Origin of the sequence: Virgibacillus salexigens, from assembly GCF_014905415.1 — a bacterium.
Taxonomy (GTDB): domain Bacteria; phylum Bacillota; class Bacilli; order Bacillales; family Amphibacillaceae; genus Virgibacillus; species Virgibacillus salexigens.
Genome location: NZ_BNEO01000006.1, coordinates 112170 through 129115 on the forward strand (window position 1 = coordinate 112170; position 16946 = coordinate 129115).

The 16946-nt window shown below is 38.3% G+C and carries 15 protein-coding genes; 2 read left to right on the forward strand and 13 right to left on the reverse strand.

The genetic code is table 11. The features are described from left to right. Positions 1–73 precede the first annotated feature (73 nt). The 10 genes from JKP73_RS19185 to JKP73_RS19230 all read right to left on the reverse strand — a co-directional run bounded on the left by JKP73_RS19185 (position 74) and on the right by JKP73_RS19230 (position 10990). The gene (locus JKP73_RS19185) at positions 74–1144 is read right to left on the reverse strand and encodes an Ldh family oxidoreductase (RefSeq protein WP_021290450.1); all 1071 of its coding nucleotides are present in this window, start codon (positions 1142–1144) and stop codon (positions 74–76) included. 38 nt (positions 1145–1182) lie between these two features. Beyond that, positions 1183–2523, reverse strand: coding sequence for a glucarate dehydratase (gene gudD, locus JKP73_RS19190; RefSeq protein ID WP_160807575.1), 1341 nt, complete (start codon positions 2521–2523; stop codon positions 1183–1185). Positions 2524–2575: 52 nt separating this feature from the next. Beyond that, the gene (locus JKP73_RS19195) at positions 2576–4069 is read right to left on the reverse strand and encodes a tripartite tricarboxylate transporter permease (protein WP_021290448.1); all 1494 of its coding nucleotides are present in this window, start codon (positions 4067–4069) and stop codon (positions 2576–2578) included. A 15-nt stretch (positions 4070–4084) separates the two neighbouring features. Continuing rightward, positions 4085–4498, reverse strand: a complete 414-nt coding sequence (locus tag JKP73_RS19200; protein ID WP_200411686.1) for a tripartite tricarboxylate transporter TctB family protein — start codon at positions 4496–4498, stop codon at positions 4085–4087. A gap of 41 nt (positions 4499–4539) precedes the next feature. Beyond that, positions 4540–5616, reverse strand: coding sequence for a tripartite tricarboxylate transporter substrate-binding protein (locus JKP73_RS19205; RefSeq protein WP_021290446.1), 1077 nt, complete (start codon positions 5614–5616; stop codon positions 4540–4542). Positions 5617–5729: 113 nt separating this feature from the next. Continuing rightward, positions 5730–7193, reverse strand: coding sequence for an alpha-ketoglutaric semialdehyde dehydrogenase GucD (gene gucD / locus JKP73_RS19210; protein ID WP_038245882.1), 1464 nt, complete (start codon positions 7191–7193; stop codon positions 5730–5732). 58 nt (positions 7194–7251) lie between these two features. Continuing rightward, positions 7252–8184: a 5-dehydro-4-deoxyglucarate dehydratase gene (gene kdgD, locus JKP73_RS19215; protein WP_021290444.1), complete on the reverse strand. Its 933-nt coding sequence runs from the start codon at positions 8182–8184 to the stop codon at positions 7252–7254. A gap of 14 nt (positions 8185–8198) precedes the next feature. Further along, positions 8199–8930, reverse strand: coding sequence for a FadR/GntR family transcriptional regulator (locus JKP73_RS19220; protein WP_021290443.1), 732 nt, complete (start codon positions 8928–8930; stop codon positions 8199–8201). A 313-nt stretch (positions 8931–9243) separates the two neighbouring features. Then, positions 9244–10377, reverse strand: a complete 1134-nt coding sequence (locus JKP73_RS19225; protein ID WP_038245884.1) for an MFS transporter — start codon at positions 10375–10377, stop codon at positions 9244–9246. A gap of 58 nt (positions 10378–10435) precedes the next feature. Beyond that, a complete protein-coding gene (locus JKP73_RS19230; protein WP_021290441.1) occupies positions 10436–10990 on the reverse strand; it encodes a TetR/AcrR family transcriptional regulator in 555 nt (184 codons plus the stop codon). 373 nt (positions 10991–11363) lie between these two features. On the opposite strand from JKP73_RS19230, the gene JKP73_RS19235 reads away from it, so the two are divergent. Beyond that, positions 11364–12860, forward strand: a complete 1497-nt coding sequence (locus JKP73_RS19235) for a glycine betaine uptake BCCT transporter (RefSeq protein ID WP_021290440.1) — start codon at positions 11364–11366, stop codon at positions 12858–12860. Positions 12861–13259: 399 nt separating this feature from the next. Further along, a complete protein-coding gene (locus JKP73_RS19240; RefSeq protein WP_021290439.1) occupies positions 13260–14123 on the forward strand; it encodes an AraC family transcriptional regulator in 864 nt (287 codons plus the stop codon). A 142-nt stretch (positions 14124–14265) separates the two neighbouring features. Here JKP73_RS19240 and JKP73_RS19245 read toward each other — a convergent pair whose 3' ends face one another. The 3 genes from JKP73_RS19245 to JKP73_RS19255 all read right to left on the reverse strand — a co-directional run bounded on the left by JKP73_RS19245 (position 14266) and on the right by JKP73_RS19255 (position 16923). After that, a complete protein-coding gene (locus JKP73_RS19245; RefSeq protein ID WP_200411687.1) occupies positions 14266–14958 on the reverse strand; it encodes an ABC transporter permease in 693 nt (230 codons plus the stop codon). Further along, positions 14959–15807 (reverse strand): ABC transporter ATP-binding protein, encoded by an 849-nt coding sequence (locus JKP73_RS19250; RefSeq protein ID WP_200411688.1) that lies wholly within the window; start codon positions 15805–15807, stop codon positions 14959–14961. 165 nt (positions 15808–15972) lie between these two features. Further along, positions 15973–16923, reverse strand: coding sequence for a response regulator transcription factor (locus JKP73_RS19255; RefSeq protein WP_200411689.1), 951 nt, complete (start codon positions 16921–16923; stop codon positions 15973–15975). Between the last annotated feature and the right edge of the window lie 23 nt (positions 16924–16946).

The following is a 16946-nucleotide window of genomic DNA, read 5'->3' on the forward strand; positions in this document are numbered from 1 at the left end:
CTAATTTAAAGCATTCCCTCTTTTATTTAGCAGGTACAATAATATACCTGTTCCATGTCTTAGTCTCATTTAATCAGCGGATGGTGTCGTTCCGTTTTCCTTCATAATCTCGAATGTCCACCCCGCAATCAGCCCCTACTTTTTTGATATCATCATAGACTTCCTTTGATAAGTCGATGCCATTTTTACGTTTTGTTTGCTCCATCTTATGCTCAATTTCACCTGGAATGAATATCTCATCGATTCCTTCAACTGCTGGCGATAATTTAATTTCATCAATCATTTGATTAATGCGTCGTTTAAATAATTTAGCTGGCATGAAGGTATTGATATCAATCAACTGAAAGAAATGCCCGACATTTTGTGGTTTATCAAAGTCACCATAAATATTCTTGATATGGGGGCCAAACCCTGCACCGGTTAGCACCCCACTCATAATGTCAATCATCATTGCAATCCCATATCCTTTCGGCCCACCGAATGGCAAAACAGTCCCTTTGAGAGCAGAATTAGAATCAGTGGTCGGCTGACCTTTATTATCAATCGCCCACCCAGTTGGTATATCTGTTCCGTTCTGAGCAGCCATAATGATTTTCCCTCTTGCAACTACACTCGTTGCCATATCCAATATGATTGGTTCTTTCTTGCCTGTAGGAATTGCAAAGGTATATGGATTGGTCCCAAAGTACGGTCGGACCCCACCCCAAGGAGCCATTGTTGAAGGTGCATTTGACATTGCAAAAGTTATCATATCTTCTTCAACACCTTGTTTTACAAAATACGCTCCAGCACCAAAATGGCTTGATCTAGTAACACCTATATGAACCCCACCGTTTTTCTTTGCTTTTTCAATGCCGATTTCGATTGTTTTTTGCCCAATTACTTGACCCATCCCATCGTCCCCATCAACCAAAAGAGTTGAATTATTATCTTGGATCACCTTGATATTTGGACGAGGATTCACCGCACCTTCTTTCAAACGCTTCACATAAATCGGAACTCTCGTGACTCCATGAGAGTCCACACCTCTCAAGTTAGCAGCAACCAGACTATCTGCAACCGTATGACTATCTTTTGACGATAATCCGACTGTTTTAAAAATATTTTCCACATAGTGAATTAATTGGTCCTTATTAAAATTCAAAATGAAGCCCTCCGTATTTCATATTCAGTCATCTGACATTATCTAACCATGCTAGGACGCTTTGGGTCATACTCCCAACTAGGAATGAGGTATTGCATTGCAACAGAATCATCTCTAGTATCCAACTTCATTTCATCATGAAGCCTATGTGCATTCTTTATTTGTTGCATATCTACCTCTACTCCAAGTCCTGGCTTGTTTGGAACAGTCACATGGCCTCCTGAAATACGAAAAGGCTCCTTTGTAAGGCGTTGACCATCCTGCCAGATCCAATGTGTATCAATTGCTGTTATCTTACCCGGAGCTGCTGCTGCGACATGCGTAAACATTGCTAATGAAATATCAAAGTGGTTATTAGAATGAGAACCCCAGGTTAATCCCCAATCATTACAAATTTGGGCAATCCGTACCGATCCTTGCATCGTCCAAAAATGTGGATCGGCAAGCGGGATATCAATAGAATTTAACTGAATCGCATGTCCCATTTGCCGCCAATCAGTGGCAATCATATTCGTTGCAGTCGGTAATCCTGTATACCGTTTAAATTCCGCCATTACCTCTCTTGCGGAATAACCGTTCTCCCCACCACACGGGTCTTCTGCATAAGCCAATATTCCATCTAGATCCCTGCATAAGTCAATTGCTTCCTTAAGCGACCACGCTCCATTGGGATCAAGCGTTATACGAGCATCAGGAAAACACTCGGCCAATGCACGAACTGCTTTCATCTCTTCTTTTCCATCTAATACACCACCTTTTAACTTAAAATCCTTGAATCCATATCGTTTTTCAGCAGCTGTAGCCAAATTGACGATCGCCTCCGGTGTCAATGCTTCTTCATGACGGAGTCGTAGCCACTCTTCTTCTTCATCCCTTGCGCCGATATATGGCAGATCCGTTTTATTTCGATCTCCTATGTAAAATAAATAACCTAACATTTTTACTTTATCTCGTTGTTGGCCTTCTCCTAACAATGCAGCGACTGGTACGTTGAGATGCTTGCCTAGCAAATCAAGTAAAGCTGCCTCTAATGCCGTTACAGCGTGAATTGTAATACGTAAATCAAATGTTTGTTCCCCTCTGCCGTAGACGTCCCGCTCAGCAAACGACTCTTTTACCTTCTTGAGCAAATTATTATAATTACCGATTGAGCTTCCAATAACCAACTTCTCTGTATCTTTTAATGTTTTACGAATCCCTTTACCTCCGGGAACTTCTCCAACCCCTACATTACCGGCGCTATCTTTCAGGATAACAATGTTCCTTGTAAAAAATGGACCATGTGCCCCGCTAAGATTTAACAGCATACTATCATGCCCTGCAACAGGGATAACAGACATTTCCTCGATGGTAGGAGTCATCTGCATTACCGAATTCATTCAATCCTCTCCAATCTTTCCAAGTAAAATCAGTTTCCTTCATTTCTTTGCGTTAGATGGCAGTAGATTTTTTTGTTCTTCGGTTATCCACGATCGCATAGATGATCGAAACAGCAATTAAGAGCCATAATCCCAATGCAATCGGGCCTTTCGTAAAAAAGATCGTTAAATCTCCTCCACTGCCTTTTAAACTATCAATAAAGTACTTTTCCAATTGACCTCCTAAAATGAAACCAATCAAGAATGGTGCAACTTGTATTCCAATTTTCATAAACACATATCCTGCCAAACCGAATAGTAGCAGTGTCCAAACATCAAACATGACACCATTGTTAATGGCATAAGAACCTACAACGCACATAACAATGATAATCGGATAAATGATATATTTCGGAATATAAATAATCTTTGCCATATATTTAATCGAGAAGAACATCAAGAAAAACATGATGATATTTGCCATGATAAGCGCATAGATAATGCCATCCCATAAATCAGGATTTGTCGGAATAAATAATGGACCTACTTGAATTCCCTGTAATAAAAATGCTCCGACCAAAACCGCGGTTGTACTGTCCCCAGGTATCCCTAACGATAACAAAGGGATCAATGCACCACCGATTAGACCATTATTAGCTGATTCACTTGCGATTAATCCTTCTGGTTCACCTGTACCTAACTTTTCAGGATGCTTCGAAAAGTTTTTTGCTTGTGAGTAAGAGGAAATTGAAGCAGCACTTCCACCAACCCCTGGCAGCATACCAATAAATGTACCGATGATCGAGGAACGAACCGTATTTATCAATTGACCATTAAAAACTTTAAACGTGAAACGATTTTTCTTATCTTTTTTGAAGTCAAAATTCTGATGGGGCGAAGCTTTCATGCCTGTTTCAGATTCCTGAAGAATTTGGGCAATTGCAAATAACCCGATCAATACTGGGAGAAGAGAAAAACCATAAACCAATTCTTCTTCAAATCCAGGGGGAATAAGTCTCATTTGATTGTTATCAGCAAACATCCCAATCAAACTCAAATACACACCGATGAATCCACTAAATATTCCTCCTAACAAGCTTCCTTTTGAAATCGATGCGATGACGGTCAGCGCAAAAACGATAATCAGGAATTTTTCAACGGATGAAAATTTTATTGCAACAGAAGCGAGCACTGGAGCAAAGAAATATAAAATGATCAAACTGAAAAAACCACCAATAATCGATGCCGTTATCCCCACTTTCAATGCTTTTTCCCCTTCGCCTTTCTGAGTCATTGGATAACCATCAAACGTTGTAGTGAGAGATGAAGGCGTACCAGGAATGTTTAATAAGATCGCCGGGACTAGGCCGCCGCTTATCCCACCTACATACAAACCAATTAATAAAGCAATCGAGTCAACCAGGTCCAATGTATATGTGATTGGCAGGAAAAGGGCAATCGCCATGGTTGCGGTCATTCCCGGAATTGATCCAAAAATAATTCCCATGAAAACACCTAGAAAACAGAGCAAAACTGATAGTGGGCTGATTATTTCAAACATATCCATTGGATACCACCCTCCTTATGGTAAAGTAATATCGAACAGCTGGCCGAACAAATACCAGATGATCAATGATGTAGAAAGTGAGTTAGTTAATGAGACAAAGATCGATTTCTTTTTGATATCACCAATGAATAGTAAACTAATCAAAAACATAAAAAGGATGGTCGCAAGCAAAAATCCAATTGATTCAAGGACAAACGCATACGCTATTATTAACACGAGGGTTCCAAAGAATTTCAGTTTGTCATAGTTGTCGACGAAAAATTGAAAATGAAACTCCCTCAACCTTCTTTCTTTTATTCTTCTGATGACATTGAGAAACAACATCAACACCGCTAAAAAAATCAAAATCGTCAGCATAATGTTCGGAAAGATAGTATGGTATTCACTAAATTTCAATTCAACCGTAAGCAGACCTTTCAATGGTTTCACCTCTTCTATAAGCATCTGTTTATTCAGACGGACTATTTCAATTAATTGGTAATATTGTCCAAGCTTGGCGCCTTTTTGATAATTTTTTGGAAGGTCTCCCTCTTTTCCAGTAAATATTCCTCAGCTTTATCAGCTGGGATGTACTTGGTTTTATATGAGTTTTTAGCTAAGTCTTCCGCATATTCTGGGTTTTCTTGTATTTTGGCTACAGCATTGTTTAACTTTGAAGCAAAGTCTTGATCAACATCTTTTGGCATAAGGAAGAAAAATTCCTTATCAAATACGAACTCTTTGCCATCAACTTTAATCCCTTGTTCCGCAAAAGTAGGAATTTCATAGCCTTCTACCCGTTCACCAGCTGTAATACCAAGAAACTTCATTTTAATTTCATCATCTACTCCATCTTTGACATATTCGCTGTTGCCGCCTATGGAACCGTTAATGATATCTGCATTCCCATCCCATAGTGCCTGGTTCTTATCTTCTTGAGAGCCTGTCACATAAGCTTTTATACGATCAGAAACTTTCGTTCCGTATTTTTCTTTCACCCAAAGATAATAACCGTTGAACGTGATCTCTGAGACTCCACCTGATTCAATTGCTACAGTGATCGTTTCGTCGGGGTTCTGTTTTAGCCACTCTGCGGATTCTGCCATTGTGTCATATGGTGCACCTCCTTTTGCAAGGAAGGCATTACCTGGGTTGACAGATACAATTGGCCCAATTGTCCAATTTTCCAACTTGTTATTTTCTTGAATACTTCCATATTCAACCCCTAAATACGACATGTCATGAAAAAACATGATTGTACTTCCATCATTCCTTGCTTTTCCTAACTCCTGAAAAGCCCTGACGGCGCCTACTGCATCCACTTTAATATTGGTCTTTAAATTATCTTCCAAATAACGACTAATCGTATCGGCATTTTGATATGTATCCCCACCAGTTGACGTTGAACCGATCACTAGTCTAATCCTTGAAACATCGACTTCTCCCTCATCGTTTGAACCAGAAGCCTTATCGCCGCAAGCAGTTAAACTGAGCATGAGTATAACGATCAAAAAAATTATTAAAGAATTCTTCATCTTATTCTCTCCCATCCGAATTTGTAATCGCATACATATAACTCCAATACTTTTCATTATCCTTTTAAAAACATATATAATATAAAAAATAAATGTGAATAGAAATATGTCTGCCGCCAGAAGTTCCAGCGGCAACCATTCTTTTCTTATTTCGTTAAAACTGTTTTGATCGAGGTGAAGAATTCTATTGCTGCTTGTCCCTGTTCACGAGAATGAGAACTTGAATTTTTCATTCCACCGAATGGAGCCTGTAATTCAACACCTGCGCTCTCTGCGTTGATTCGAACAAGTCCCGCGTCGATATCTTCTATGAATGTTAGCATCTTCTGTATATTAGACGTGAAGATAGAGGCGCTTAAACCGAACTCTACATCATTTGCTATATTCAATGCTTCCTCCATTGTGTTCACTTTCATGAGTGTAATCACAGGACCGAATATCTCTTCCTGTGCTATTGTCATCGATGTAGTGACATTCTCAAAAATCGTTGGTTGGATGAAATGGCCTTTTTCAAAGCTACCTGCTGTCAGCCTTTCTCCACCAATAACAAGGGAGGCACCCTCTTTTCTCCCTTTTTGAATATAGGAAAGAACTGTATTCAACTGACGCTCATTGACAGCTGGTCCCATCCAGACCCCTTCCTGTAGACCATCTCCTACTATAATCTCATTGGTTTTCGCGACCAGCTTTTCTTTAAACCGGTCATACACATTCTCCAATACAATTACTCGGCTTGTAGCAGTACACTTTTGTCCTGTAGACCGAAAAGCCCCACTGATCGTTGCTTCGACAGCTTGATCAAGATCAGCATCTGCATCTACGATGACTGGGTTTTTCCCGCCCATTTCCAGCTGATATTTCGCACCTCTTGCTAATGCTGTTTGACCAATTTGCTTCCCTACCGTATTAGAACCAGTAAAAGTGATACCGTTAACATCAGAGTGATTAGCTATTCCTTTGCCAATAACATTGCCAGGGCCAGTTACCATGTTCACGACGCCCGACGGAAAACCAGCCAATTCAAAACATTCAAAAACCTTAGCGCATGTTACTGCCGCTTCAGTTGCTGGTTTCAGGACAATAGAATTACCATAGATTAAAGCAGGTGCCGCTTTCCAAATTGGAATCGCAACAGGAAAATTCCATGGAGTAATAATTCCAACAACACCAAGAGGAGCTCGTGTTGTAAACATCAACGCTTCTTTGTCGGTTGAAGGGATGACATCTCCTACTTTCCGTAAACCTTCTCCAGCATAATAACGAAGAATTGCTACTCCACGTGCTGTTTCACCTTTTGCTTCTGGTAAAGTTTTACCCATTTCCCTTGTCATAGATTCTGCAACTTCATCTATCCTACTTTCAAGAATGTCAGCTGCTTTGTATAGATACTTCCCTCTTACATCTCCAGAAAGTTTCTTCCATTCCTTCTGTGAATTCTTTGCAGCAGCCACTGCTTTGTCTAAATCTTCGTTACTCGACTTCGGTACATATCCAACAACTTCTTCTGTATTTGCCGGATTTCTGTTTTCAGTCCATTCATTTTTACTTGATTCAATCCATTCGCCATTAACATAGTTTAAATAACGCTTGTTTTGCGTATTAATAGTCATAGTTCGCCTCCTGTTAAAATAGAATTTATTTTATTGGATTTACCATAAAATAGCTTTGTTAAGGGTGCGTCAACTTATTAGCAACAGGATACATTTCAAATGCCTTGGTTAATACTTTTTCAAGTTGTTGGTAATGTTCTTTTTCTACCGGTACAATCGGTGGTCTTACAGTGTTAGCAATAGGCAATCCGATAATTTCCATCCCTGCTTTTATCAAAGAAACAGCATAGCCTTTTCTCTGTTTTCTAATGTGGTTGATTGGTAGAATTATATTTTCATATAATGCTTGTACTTCCTCCTTACGATCATTCAATAGTGCTTCGTAGAATCCCCTTGAGATATGTGGAATATAATTTGAAATTGCGGAGGAATACGAATGGAATCCTAAAGGTATATAGGCTGGCATTGTTACTTCCGCCATCGGCATGCCATTCAACCACCCTAGACGGTTTCTAATCGTCTGGGTAAGTTCAATATTAAGATCCATATTACCGATGCCATCTTTCAGTCCTACAACTTGAGGAAATTCTATTAACTTTCTTAATGTATTAAGATCGAGAATCGCATTTGCCCGTTGATACACGATCGCGTTCAGATCCGTGCTCAATATAATTGATTTATAATATTCATAAAGTCCTTCCTGCTCTCCTGCAATTAAATAAGGAGGAAGCATTAAGTATCCATCAGCTCCATACTTAACAGAAATCTGAGCTTTTTCCAGCGCCTCAGATAAAACACCGCCGACGCCAGTGTAGACCGGTACTTTCTTCCCCGCAACAGAGGTAGCTAATTCTACCATTCTTTCATACTCTTTCAGGCTTATAGCATTAAACTCACCCGATCCACAAGCAATAAAAATGGCTTCCAAATGATTCTCCAATAAGAACTCGATATTGCGACTTAACGCTTTTTCATCAATGTTTCCGCTTTCATTAAATGGGGTAATCGGAAATCCTAAAATGCCTGTCGGTGCCTTTCTTTCAATTGTCATCCTTTTCATCCTTTCTATTTTTTATCAAGATCCGAAGAGAGCCTCGCTTCATGCCGAGCTAAGATTCTCTTTCTTGCATGATCCAAATGCCGGTACATACATATGTAAGATTCAATTGGATCTCGTTTTTCCAAGGCAGCATAAATTTCTTTGTGTTGTTCGATCGTGTATGCCTTATCTCTATCCTCTGGAGGAATAGTCTCTTGTGTCTGATCAATCATGTTTAAAAGCGGGTCAATTATCCCTTCAATAATCGGATTGGTTGCACTGTAAGCTATAATTCGGTGGAACTCTTTATCTAGTTCAATCGTGCTTCCTTCCTGTGCTTCCATCTTCTCCATGTTTTCTTTCATCCTTCTCAAGTCATCATCAGTAATCTTTTCGGCTGCAAGTGTGACAAGCCCCAGTTCCTGTACTATCCGTGTCTCAATAAAAGCTTTGATATCTCCTACTGATAACGACAGCATAATTTTAAAAGGCTTGCTTCCAATTTTATTCGTAAAGTACGTTCCTTCTCTCGTCTTCCTGCGGACAATTCCAATAGTCTCTAGCGAACTGATCGCTTCCCGCAAAACAGGGCGGCTGACCATGAACATGTCGAGCAACTCCATTTCTGAAGGGAGCTTGTCCCCTGGTTTTAATTGACCACTCAATAATAATTCGATGATCTGGTCAATTACCTGGCTTGATAGCGTTTCTCTTTTTACAGATTTTATCTTTAATTGATCCTTTGTTTGGCTCATCATTTCCCTACTTTCTCTTTTCTGTTTAATGATCGGTTCACCATTTTAAATATCTTGTTGTTTCGTCTAATTGTAAGACAAATAAAATATTCTGTCAATTAAAATATTCAAATTATTTATTTGTCTGACAAATAAATAAAAATAGACTGGATTTTAAATAAATCTAGTCTTTGTTATTCTTTCAATTCAATTTGGTTTCATGTTCGTTCTTTTCAAGCAAAAAACGTAAAGAAAGCATCTTTATTAAGTTGCCAAGCTATAGGAATTGGTCTCTAATTCTACCTAGAGTACAACCAACAGCCAAGAACACTCTTCCTCACTCTTTTTTTGGGCCCATCAGGATAGCTGCCATACCAACCAAGCCATAAATGATAAAGGTTGTAACATAACCCCATGCTCCAATAAACCAGCCAGCGAATATGGAGCCAATTACTTGCCCTACTGCTAAAAGTAAAAATGGCACGCCAATACCTAACGATGCATTTGTGAAAAAAACACGGATCCCCCACACAAGAAGAACTCCGGTTAAAAATATATAGGCGCAACCAAATATTCCAGCAGATATATACGACATAAACCAATTCCCTGATGTAATGGATAGAATAATGGAGGATGAAGCGATAGACATCCCCCCTAATTTATAAACAAATGGCAGCCCTTTCCTTTCAACTAACGAACCGGAAAACCCTCCTAGCACGCCAAATAATCCAATGACAATCCAAAATCCAGATAGCTGCCAATCACTATAATTACCGGACACCTCAATAAAAGATCTGGAAAACGTCCAAAAAGCGGCCGTAGAAAATCCTAATGTAAGTGATGCTAAAATTAAAGGATTGGATCCTTTAACTCCTCTTATGGATAAATTCCCCTTTTTTAACCTTAATTTCGGCGGTTTCGTACCTGCTTTAGGTATTGCTTGGAAATTCCATATCACGATTAGCAGGGTCAAAATAGCATAGATGAAATAGGTCAGTCTCCAATCCGATGTTAAAAAAGACGCTCCTACTCCAGATAGGGCAATACCAAAACTTGTTCCTGAATTAATCCATGTATTTGCTTTTCCTTGCTTATGCTCTTTAATCCAAAGTGATATTGCCGCTCCATATGGTGGAGAAACCAGGCCGGTGCTTCCTCCAGCAAATAAGACACCTAAAGCTAGTACCCATACATTCGTTGCGATACTGATTAGCAGCAATCCAACAAAGGCTGATAACCCTGCTGAAATAATCATCCTCCTTGGCCCTTCTTTTGTAGTAATCACAGTAGATAAAATGATGGTGAAGCAGTAGGCTAAATAGAATAGGGATGAAATAATTCCTGATACTAACTCAGTCATTTCAAGTGACTTATTTACCTCAGGAAGAAGCAACCCAAAACTAAATCTTGCTAATCCATAAGTGACAGCAATCATAGTAACTCCAGGTAAAACCAACCTTAAAAATTTCATATACTTCATCCTAACGTTTTATTATATAGAACGACCTTTCTAATTTATATTAAAAAAATTACGATGTATGTTGGACTAGTGTCCTCGCCATCGCAATAGAATATTCCGTCGCTTTCTCTGCGCCAATCAATGTTGTCATGGAAGTAGTTCCTTCCAGCAATAATGTAAATTGATTAGCTAAATCCCGTTCGTTATCTTTTCCTTTTCTTTGAGCCAATAGCTGAAAATATTGAAGTAATTTGGATTTGTGTCCTCTTGCAATATTTTCAATCTCATTATCCGTCCCTGCATAATCTTCTATCGCTCTTAAAAACATATCTCCTTTGTAGGATTGTTCTTTTAACCAACGTCCATGTGCCTCAACAGCAAGAATGAAAGGAGAATCTGAATCCATTTCTACATGGGAATCCAAATATGACCAATAACGTTCTTCCCGTTGTATAAGTACTTCTTCGACTAAGTTATCCTTGGAAGAAAAATGATTATAAAGCGTCATTGTTGCTACATTCGCTTCGCTGATAATTTGCTTCAATCCAACCCCACGAAATCCATGCTCATAAAATAAACGTTCAGCTACTTGAAGTAGTATATCCTTTTTTGTAGATCGACTCATATGATCAACTTCTCCTTTTAGATAGAACAACCTTTCTACATTTAGAGTATCAATTTCCTGTACTAGCGTCAAATATTTCCTTAAAAATAGGCTACAACAGGAATCCCTTTTTATTTTCTCGACCTTTCATTAGATAAATAAAGTACTCTAAAAACCCTTAATGGTTGATTACTTTATTTTCTTATGTTAAGAATTAGAAAGGTCGTTCTATATATTCAAATGGAATACTTCAGGTAATAGGATAGCTGTTTTTAAAAGGGAGGATTTTTTTCATAACGGGAACACATTTATCTTTAATATCATTAAATGAGCTGTTATCCGTTAGCCGATAGAAGCATGAAGTATTATATAAGTTTTGAAAGGGGAATAATTTGTGATTAAAGTTGGAAAAGTATTTTGGATATCTTTGTTTATTTCAGCTATTTTTGTTCTATGGGGAGTGATAGCACCATCTAATTTAGAGCTAATTACTTCTGAAGTTCAATCGTTTTTGACTTCACAATTTGGCTGGTTCTATATTGTTTCTGTCGCTATATTTTTAATTTTTTCTATCTATCTTATTTTTAGCCGCTTTGGGAAGATGCGGTTAGGGAAAAAGGAAGATAAACCAGAATATAATAAAATAACATGGTTCGCTATGTTATTTAGTGCAGGAATGGGTATAGGAATTATATTCTGGGGAGCTGCGGAACCTCTTGCTCACTTCGCGTCACCTCCTGAAGCAGAACCAGAAAGTGTGGATGCTGCTAAAAATGCTCTTCGTTTTTCTGTGTTTCATTGGGGGTTACAAACTTGGGGTATCTACACAGTTATCGCATTAGCTATCGCTTATTTCAAGTTTAGAAGAGGTGCACCCGGACTAATTAGTTCTACCTTTCAGCCTCTACTAGGAGAGAAAACAAACGGCTGGATTGGAAATGTTATCGATATTATTGCAGTATTTGCCACTATTTTTGGAGTTGCAACCTCTCTCGGTTTGGGAGCTTCGCAAATTAGCGGTGGGGTATCATTTGTTACTGATATAGAAAATACGTTTAGTACCCAGCTCATTATTATTGTTATTGTAACGGTTTTGTTTATGTTCTCGGCTTGGTCAGGGATAAGTAAAGGAATCAAATACTTAAGTAATACCAATATCATTTTGGCAGTGTTACTTCTTGGTTTAACTTTAATCCTTGGACCAACCACATTTATACTCAATACGTTTATTTCTACTTTAGGAGACTATGTTGAATCATTCGTATCACTTAGTTTTCAAACAGGGTCATTTGATGATAATTTTAATGGTTGGGTTCAGCAATGGACTGTTTTCTATTGGGCTTGGTTTATTGCATGGTCTCCCTTTGTAGGAACCTTCATTGCTCGTATCTCTAAAGGAAGAACCATTCGAGAATTTGTAATTGGCGTATTGTTTATCCCAACTATTTTTTGTGCGTTATGGTTTGTTGTTTTTGGTGGATCTAGTCTATTTCAAGAAATAAATGGCATAAATACTGGTCTGACGGAGTTAGCCCAAGAAGAAACATTATTTGGTTTATTCGAATCATTCCCATATGCCCCAGTATTAACCATCGTCGCCATACTATTAATTAGTACCTTCTTTATTACGTCTGCCGATTCTGCAACCTTTGTTTTGGGCATGCAAACGACAAACGGTAGTTTAAATCCGCCTAACAAAATAAAAATGATATGGGGCGTTATCCAAGCAGCAACTGCTTCGGTATTACTCGCATCTGGCGGACTGGGGGCATTACAAACAGCATCTATTGTCTCAGCATTTCCTTTCGCCTTTATATTGCTGTTTATGATCGTGTCTCTTGTTAAAGCATTAAAAGAAGATTATAGGAAGGAATCCAATACCAAGCAATAAGCAAATGATTTAATAGAATGAGCAAGATAAACGCAACTAGCTCCTCTGGAGTAGTAATAGTTTGTTATGAAGAAATAGGAAAACGCCCAATTTTTTCGATAAGAATGTAGGGAATTGGGCTTTATTCTTGGAAATCCTTAACGTAGTAAATCCACATTCTCCTAACAACATCTGGAAAATACATTCCTAACTTTTCACAAATAAATATCATTTACACTCGGAAATTACTCGACGATCTCAACCAGTGAATAAATCGATGGTGAATAAGAATGTTATGAAAGAGTTAATTAAATAACTATACTAATACATAACAAGAAGTTCCGATAAATCCCGTACTAAAAATATCAAGTAAGGGATCATTTTTAACGATACTATGTACTTGTAAAGGGAGGGAAAAGGATGTTACAAAAATTCAATAGTTTAATGGATTACATTGAAACGCATTTAACGGATGACATCTCTGAACAAGATATATCAAAAATTGTAGGGATATCTAATTACCATTTTAAAAGAATGTTTTCATATATGGCTGGAATGTCATTGAATGCGTATATCAAAAACCGAAGATTATCCGTTGCAAATGTTGAATTAATAAACGGAGAAAAAGTGACAGATATAGCCTATAAATATGGATATCAATCTATAGAAGGATTTTCAAGAGCCTTTCGTGAATGGAGTGGTTTTTTACCATCAGAAGTAGCTAAAAATAAAATTCAAAAATCATTTCCCAAATTTACATTCTTTATAGATATAAGAGGAGGAATATCGATGGAATTCAAAATGGAAGAAAAAGAGAAGTTCAATATTGTAGGTGTATCGAAAAGAGTACCCATTCAATTCGAAGGTGAAAATAATGCTATCTTGGAATTAGCCAAATCCATTACCGAACAACAAAGAAATGAAATGCATCAATTAGCTGATTTATATCCTCACCACGTTTTGAATGTATCTTATGATTTTGATGATGGTTACTTGGAAGAAAAAGGTTATTTAACGCATATGATTGGGTTTGCAACTACAAAAGAAAATCCATTCGATGATCTAGAACAGATTTCTATTGATAAAAGTTTATGGGCAATTTTCCCTAATCAAGGACCATTTCCTTCTACACTGCAAGAAACGACTGCAAAAATTTATTCTGAATGGTTGCCTTCATCAGATTATCAAGTATCCGATATACCTGGCATTTCTTTTACAAAACACGAAGGTTCACCGGAAAATGTATATAGTGAAATTTGGATGCCAGTAAAAGAAAAAAATTAACAATTAACTAGGTTGATTACCATCGTTATAGAGGTGTCATTCCGTAAACCCGCTCGAAATAATCCCTCTGTCTTTATCAAAATCGATATCTTAAAAAGCAGCCGCATGGTTCAATCATGCGGCTACACTTATAAGATACCTCTTAATCATCCGTCATAGACTTTCGAAAACAAACATACGTAAACAATCCTGCACCGATGATCCAAACAGCCAGTATCCCCATTGGCAGCCAGGAGTTAGTATCATGTATTTCAATTGCTTGCATAATTGGAAACATATCCGTAATTTTAATGGCCATACTGTCTTCTGCAAAACCAAACGCATTTAACATCGGTGTGAAACCGAATAGGAATATGACTGGCATCAGGTAAGCGGATGTTGCAGCAAGCGACTTTGAAAATAACCCAATACCGATACCAAGCAGTAAAAAGAACAAAAACAGCAAGATTAATCCAACGAATACCCTGAAGTTCAGAAACGGTTCTATGCCAATAATCACCAATGACACAACAAGGGAAATCAATGTTATGAGTCCAGTGACCAGACTTTTACCTACAATAATATCCAAAAGGGAAGCAGGAGACTGTATCAAACCACGCAATGTCTTTTTCTCATTTTCTTCTGCCATCATGGTCATTATACAGCTTGATGTAACCGTTGAAAATGTCCCTCCAACAATTACATAGCTTAACGCCAGTGGAAGCTTATCTTCACCAATGCCGTCGAACATTAACGCAGTGACAATTGGTATTACCGGTAACACCAACAGCATCATGTTCTTCATGAAATCTTTTATGTCTTTTTCAAATATGGCAGATATACGTTGAATGTTCATCTATACCAGCTCCTTTCCGGTCACTTTTAAAAAAATCTGACCAAGTGTTGGATTATCGGTATGCATTGCTTTTACTTGTCCGTTTGCAATTAAGTCCTTTATTTGATTGGCTTTCTCCGGTTGGTTTTCAATGACCAATTGATCACCATCAAAAGTTTCCACATGAAAAGCATGTGTTGAGTATTTATATCGTAGTGCGGCAGGACTATCTAGTTCCTTTAGTTCGCCATTGTGCAGAAATGCTACACGGTCACATAGTTCAGTTGCTTCCTCCATATTATGCGTTGTCAAAAAAATCGTTGTACCGGCATCATTCAGCTTTTGCAGCCCACGGTGTATATGTGCCATATTGGCGGGATCCAGAGCTGATGTTGGTTCATCCAGAAATACCAGTTTAGGCTTATGGATGAGCGCTTTGGCAAGCAGTACACGTTGCTTCATCCCTTTTGACAGCTTCGAAACCGTTTTGGAACGATCATCTTGCAAATTAACCTCCCGCAGGATGACGTCAATTTGATTCAATGATGCACGATATAATTTACAAAATAATTTCAGGTTATCATAGACGGTCAGCCGCTCATACAACGAGCTATTATCCGATAATATCCCAATCTTAGATTTGAAATCGGATGTATCAAAACGCTCTGAATCGATACCGAGCACTTTCACGTCACCAGTAGTTTGCGATAGTTCTCCGGTTAAAATCTTAACTGTTGTTGTTTTGCCAGATCCACTTGGACCAAGCAACCCAAAAATCTCCCCTTGATTAATACCAAAATTAACATGTTTAATAGCGGTATTTGAGCCAAAAACTTTCTGCATTCCTTTTACTTCAATGATATTTTCCAACTGAAAAACCTCCCTTGATCAACTGCTTCAATCATAGCGGCTGATGCTTGAGGGCACAGTCAAATCCCAATGGAATGTACCAAAAAGAGGGTGAACTGTACTGAATTTCGGTTAAAAAATAACGTTTGAAAGCCCCCTGTACCTGCTATTAAAAATGAACTGTACTCATTTAAGGCTTAATTTCTCTTGAATATCTTGAATTTTGGTTCGCGACAACGGAATAGTCGACTGAATTTTATTATTAATTCTGAGTGAATATGTGTTTTTCGACCATGTAATGATTTCACGTACCTTTTGCAGATTCACAATGTAGGACCGATGACAACGGTAAAAGCCGTAAACCTTCAATTTCTGCTCAACTTCTACCAGTGTGGCATCCATCGCATATGATTCCTCATTGATGACAATCATCGCCTTTCCATCCTGGCTTTCGATATAGTCGATCTCAGGCGGATCAAATAAAATCATTTTATCATCCACCTTTGCAGAGATCTTGAATAGGTTTGCAGTAGTTGGGAGATCAGTACCCTCCATTTCTGAAGTTACTATGTCCTCTTCATCAATTTCAACTTGCTTCATTCCAGTTTGTTGCAGCTTATATGCAATGTCACCAAGTAACAATGCATGTTCCATGTTGGATACTAAAATGAGTACAGGTGTTGCAACGTCTTTAATTTTTTGAAGCATCGTAATAAAGGTATTAACTGTCCTGACATCAACACCGTGTATTGGTTCATGGAATACCATTGGCTTAACGCCGCTCATATAATATTTTGCAAAATAGATCCGTCGGATTTCCGATTCCGAACACTGATGCAAAGGTTGTTTTGCACAGCTTTGCAGTTCAAACTGTACGAGAATCTCTGGCAACGGCGTGTGACATCCGAACCATTTATGATAAAAGGCGACATTGCTTTCCACCGATATGCGGCTGTACAATCCCTCCTGCTTATCAAAAACCGAGATATTGGAATCGCCGCGAAGGACCCTCATCAGCTCAGCTTGCATATCCGTATCGCTGTAAACAGCTGTCACATGTGAATCGTAGATGGTAAGGGAAAATAAAGGGAGAGCAGCATCGCTTATATTCTCCTGATTAATTGTAAAATCTGCCATTTCAAACATCCTTTCCCTTTCTT

Coding starts and splice junctions, on each gene's coding strand:
- gudD (WP_160807575.1), bottom strand. CDS start 2,523: ATGAATTCGGTAATGCAGATGACTCCTACCATCGAGGAAATGTCTGTT.
- kdgD (WP_021290444.1), bottom strand. CDS start 8,184: ATGACAATTGAAAGAAAGGCACCGACAGGCATTTTAGGATTTCCGATT.
- JKP73_RS19230 (WP_021290441.1), bottom strand. CDS start 10,990: ATGAGTCGATCTACAAAAAAGGATATACTACTTCAAGTAGCTGAACGT.
- JKP73_RS19225 (WP_038245884.1), bottom strand. CDS start 10,377: ATGAAATTTTTAAGGTTGGTTTTACCTGGAGTTACTATGATTGCTGTC.
- JKP73_RS19245 (WP_200411687.1), bottom strand. CDS start 14,958: ATGAACATTCAACGTATATCTGCCATATTTGAAAAAGACATAAAAGAT.
- JKP73_RS19255 (WP_200411689.1), bottom strand. CDS start 16,923: ATGGCAGATTTTACAATTAATCAGGAGAATATAAGCGATGCTGCTCTC.
- JKP73_RS19220 (WP_021290443.1), bottom strand. CDS start 8,930: ATGATGAGCCAAACAAAGGATCAATTAAAGATAAAATCTGTAAAAAGA.
- JKP73_RS19195 (WP_021290448.1), bottom strand. CDS start 4,069: ATGGATATGTTTGAAATAATCAGCCCACTATCAGTTTTGCTCTGTTTT.
- JKP73_RS19205 (WP_021290446.1), bottom strand. CDS start 5,616: ATGCGATTACAAATTCGGATGGGAGAGAATAAGATGAAGAATTCTTTA.
- gucD (WP_038245882.1), bottom strand. CDS start 7,193: ATGACTATTAATACGCAAAACAAGCGTTATTTAAACTATGTTAATGGC.
- JKP73_RS19240 (WP_021290439.1), top strand. CDS start 13,260: ATGTTACAAAAATTCAATAGTTTAATGGATTACATTGAAACGCATTTA.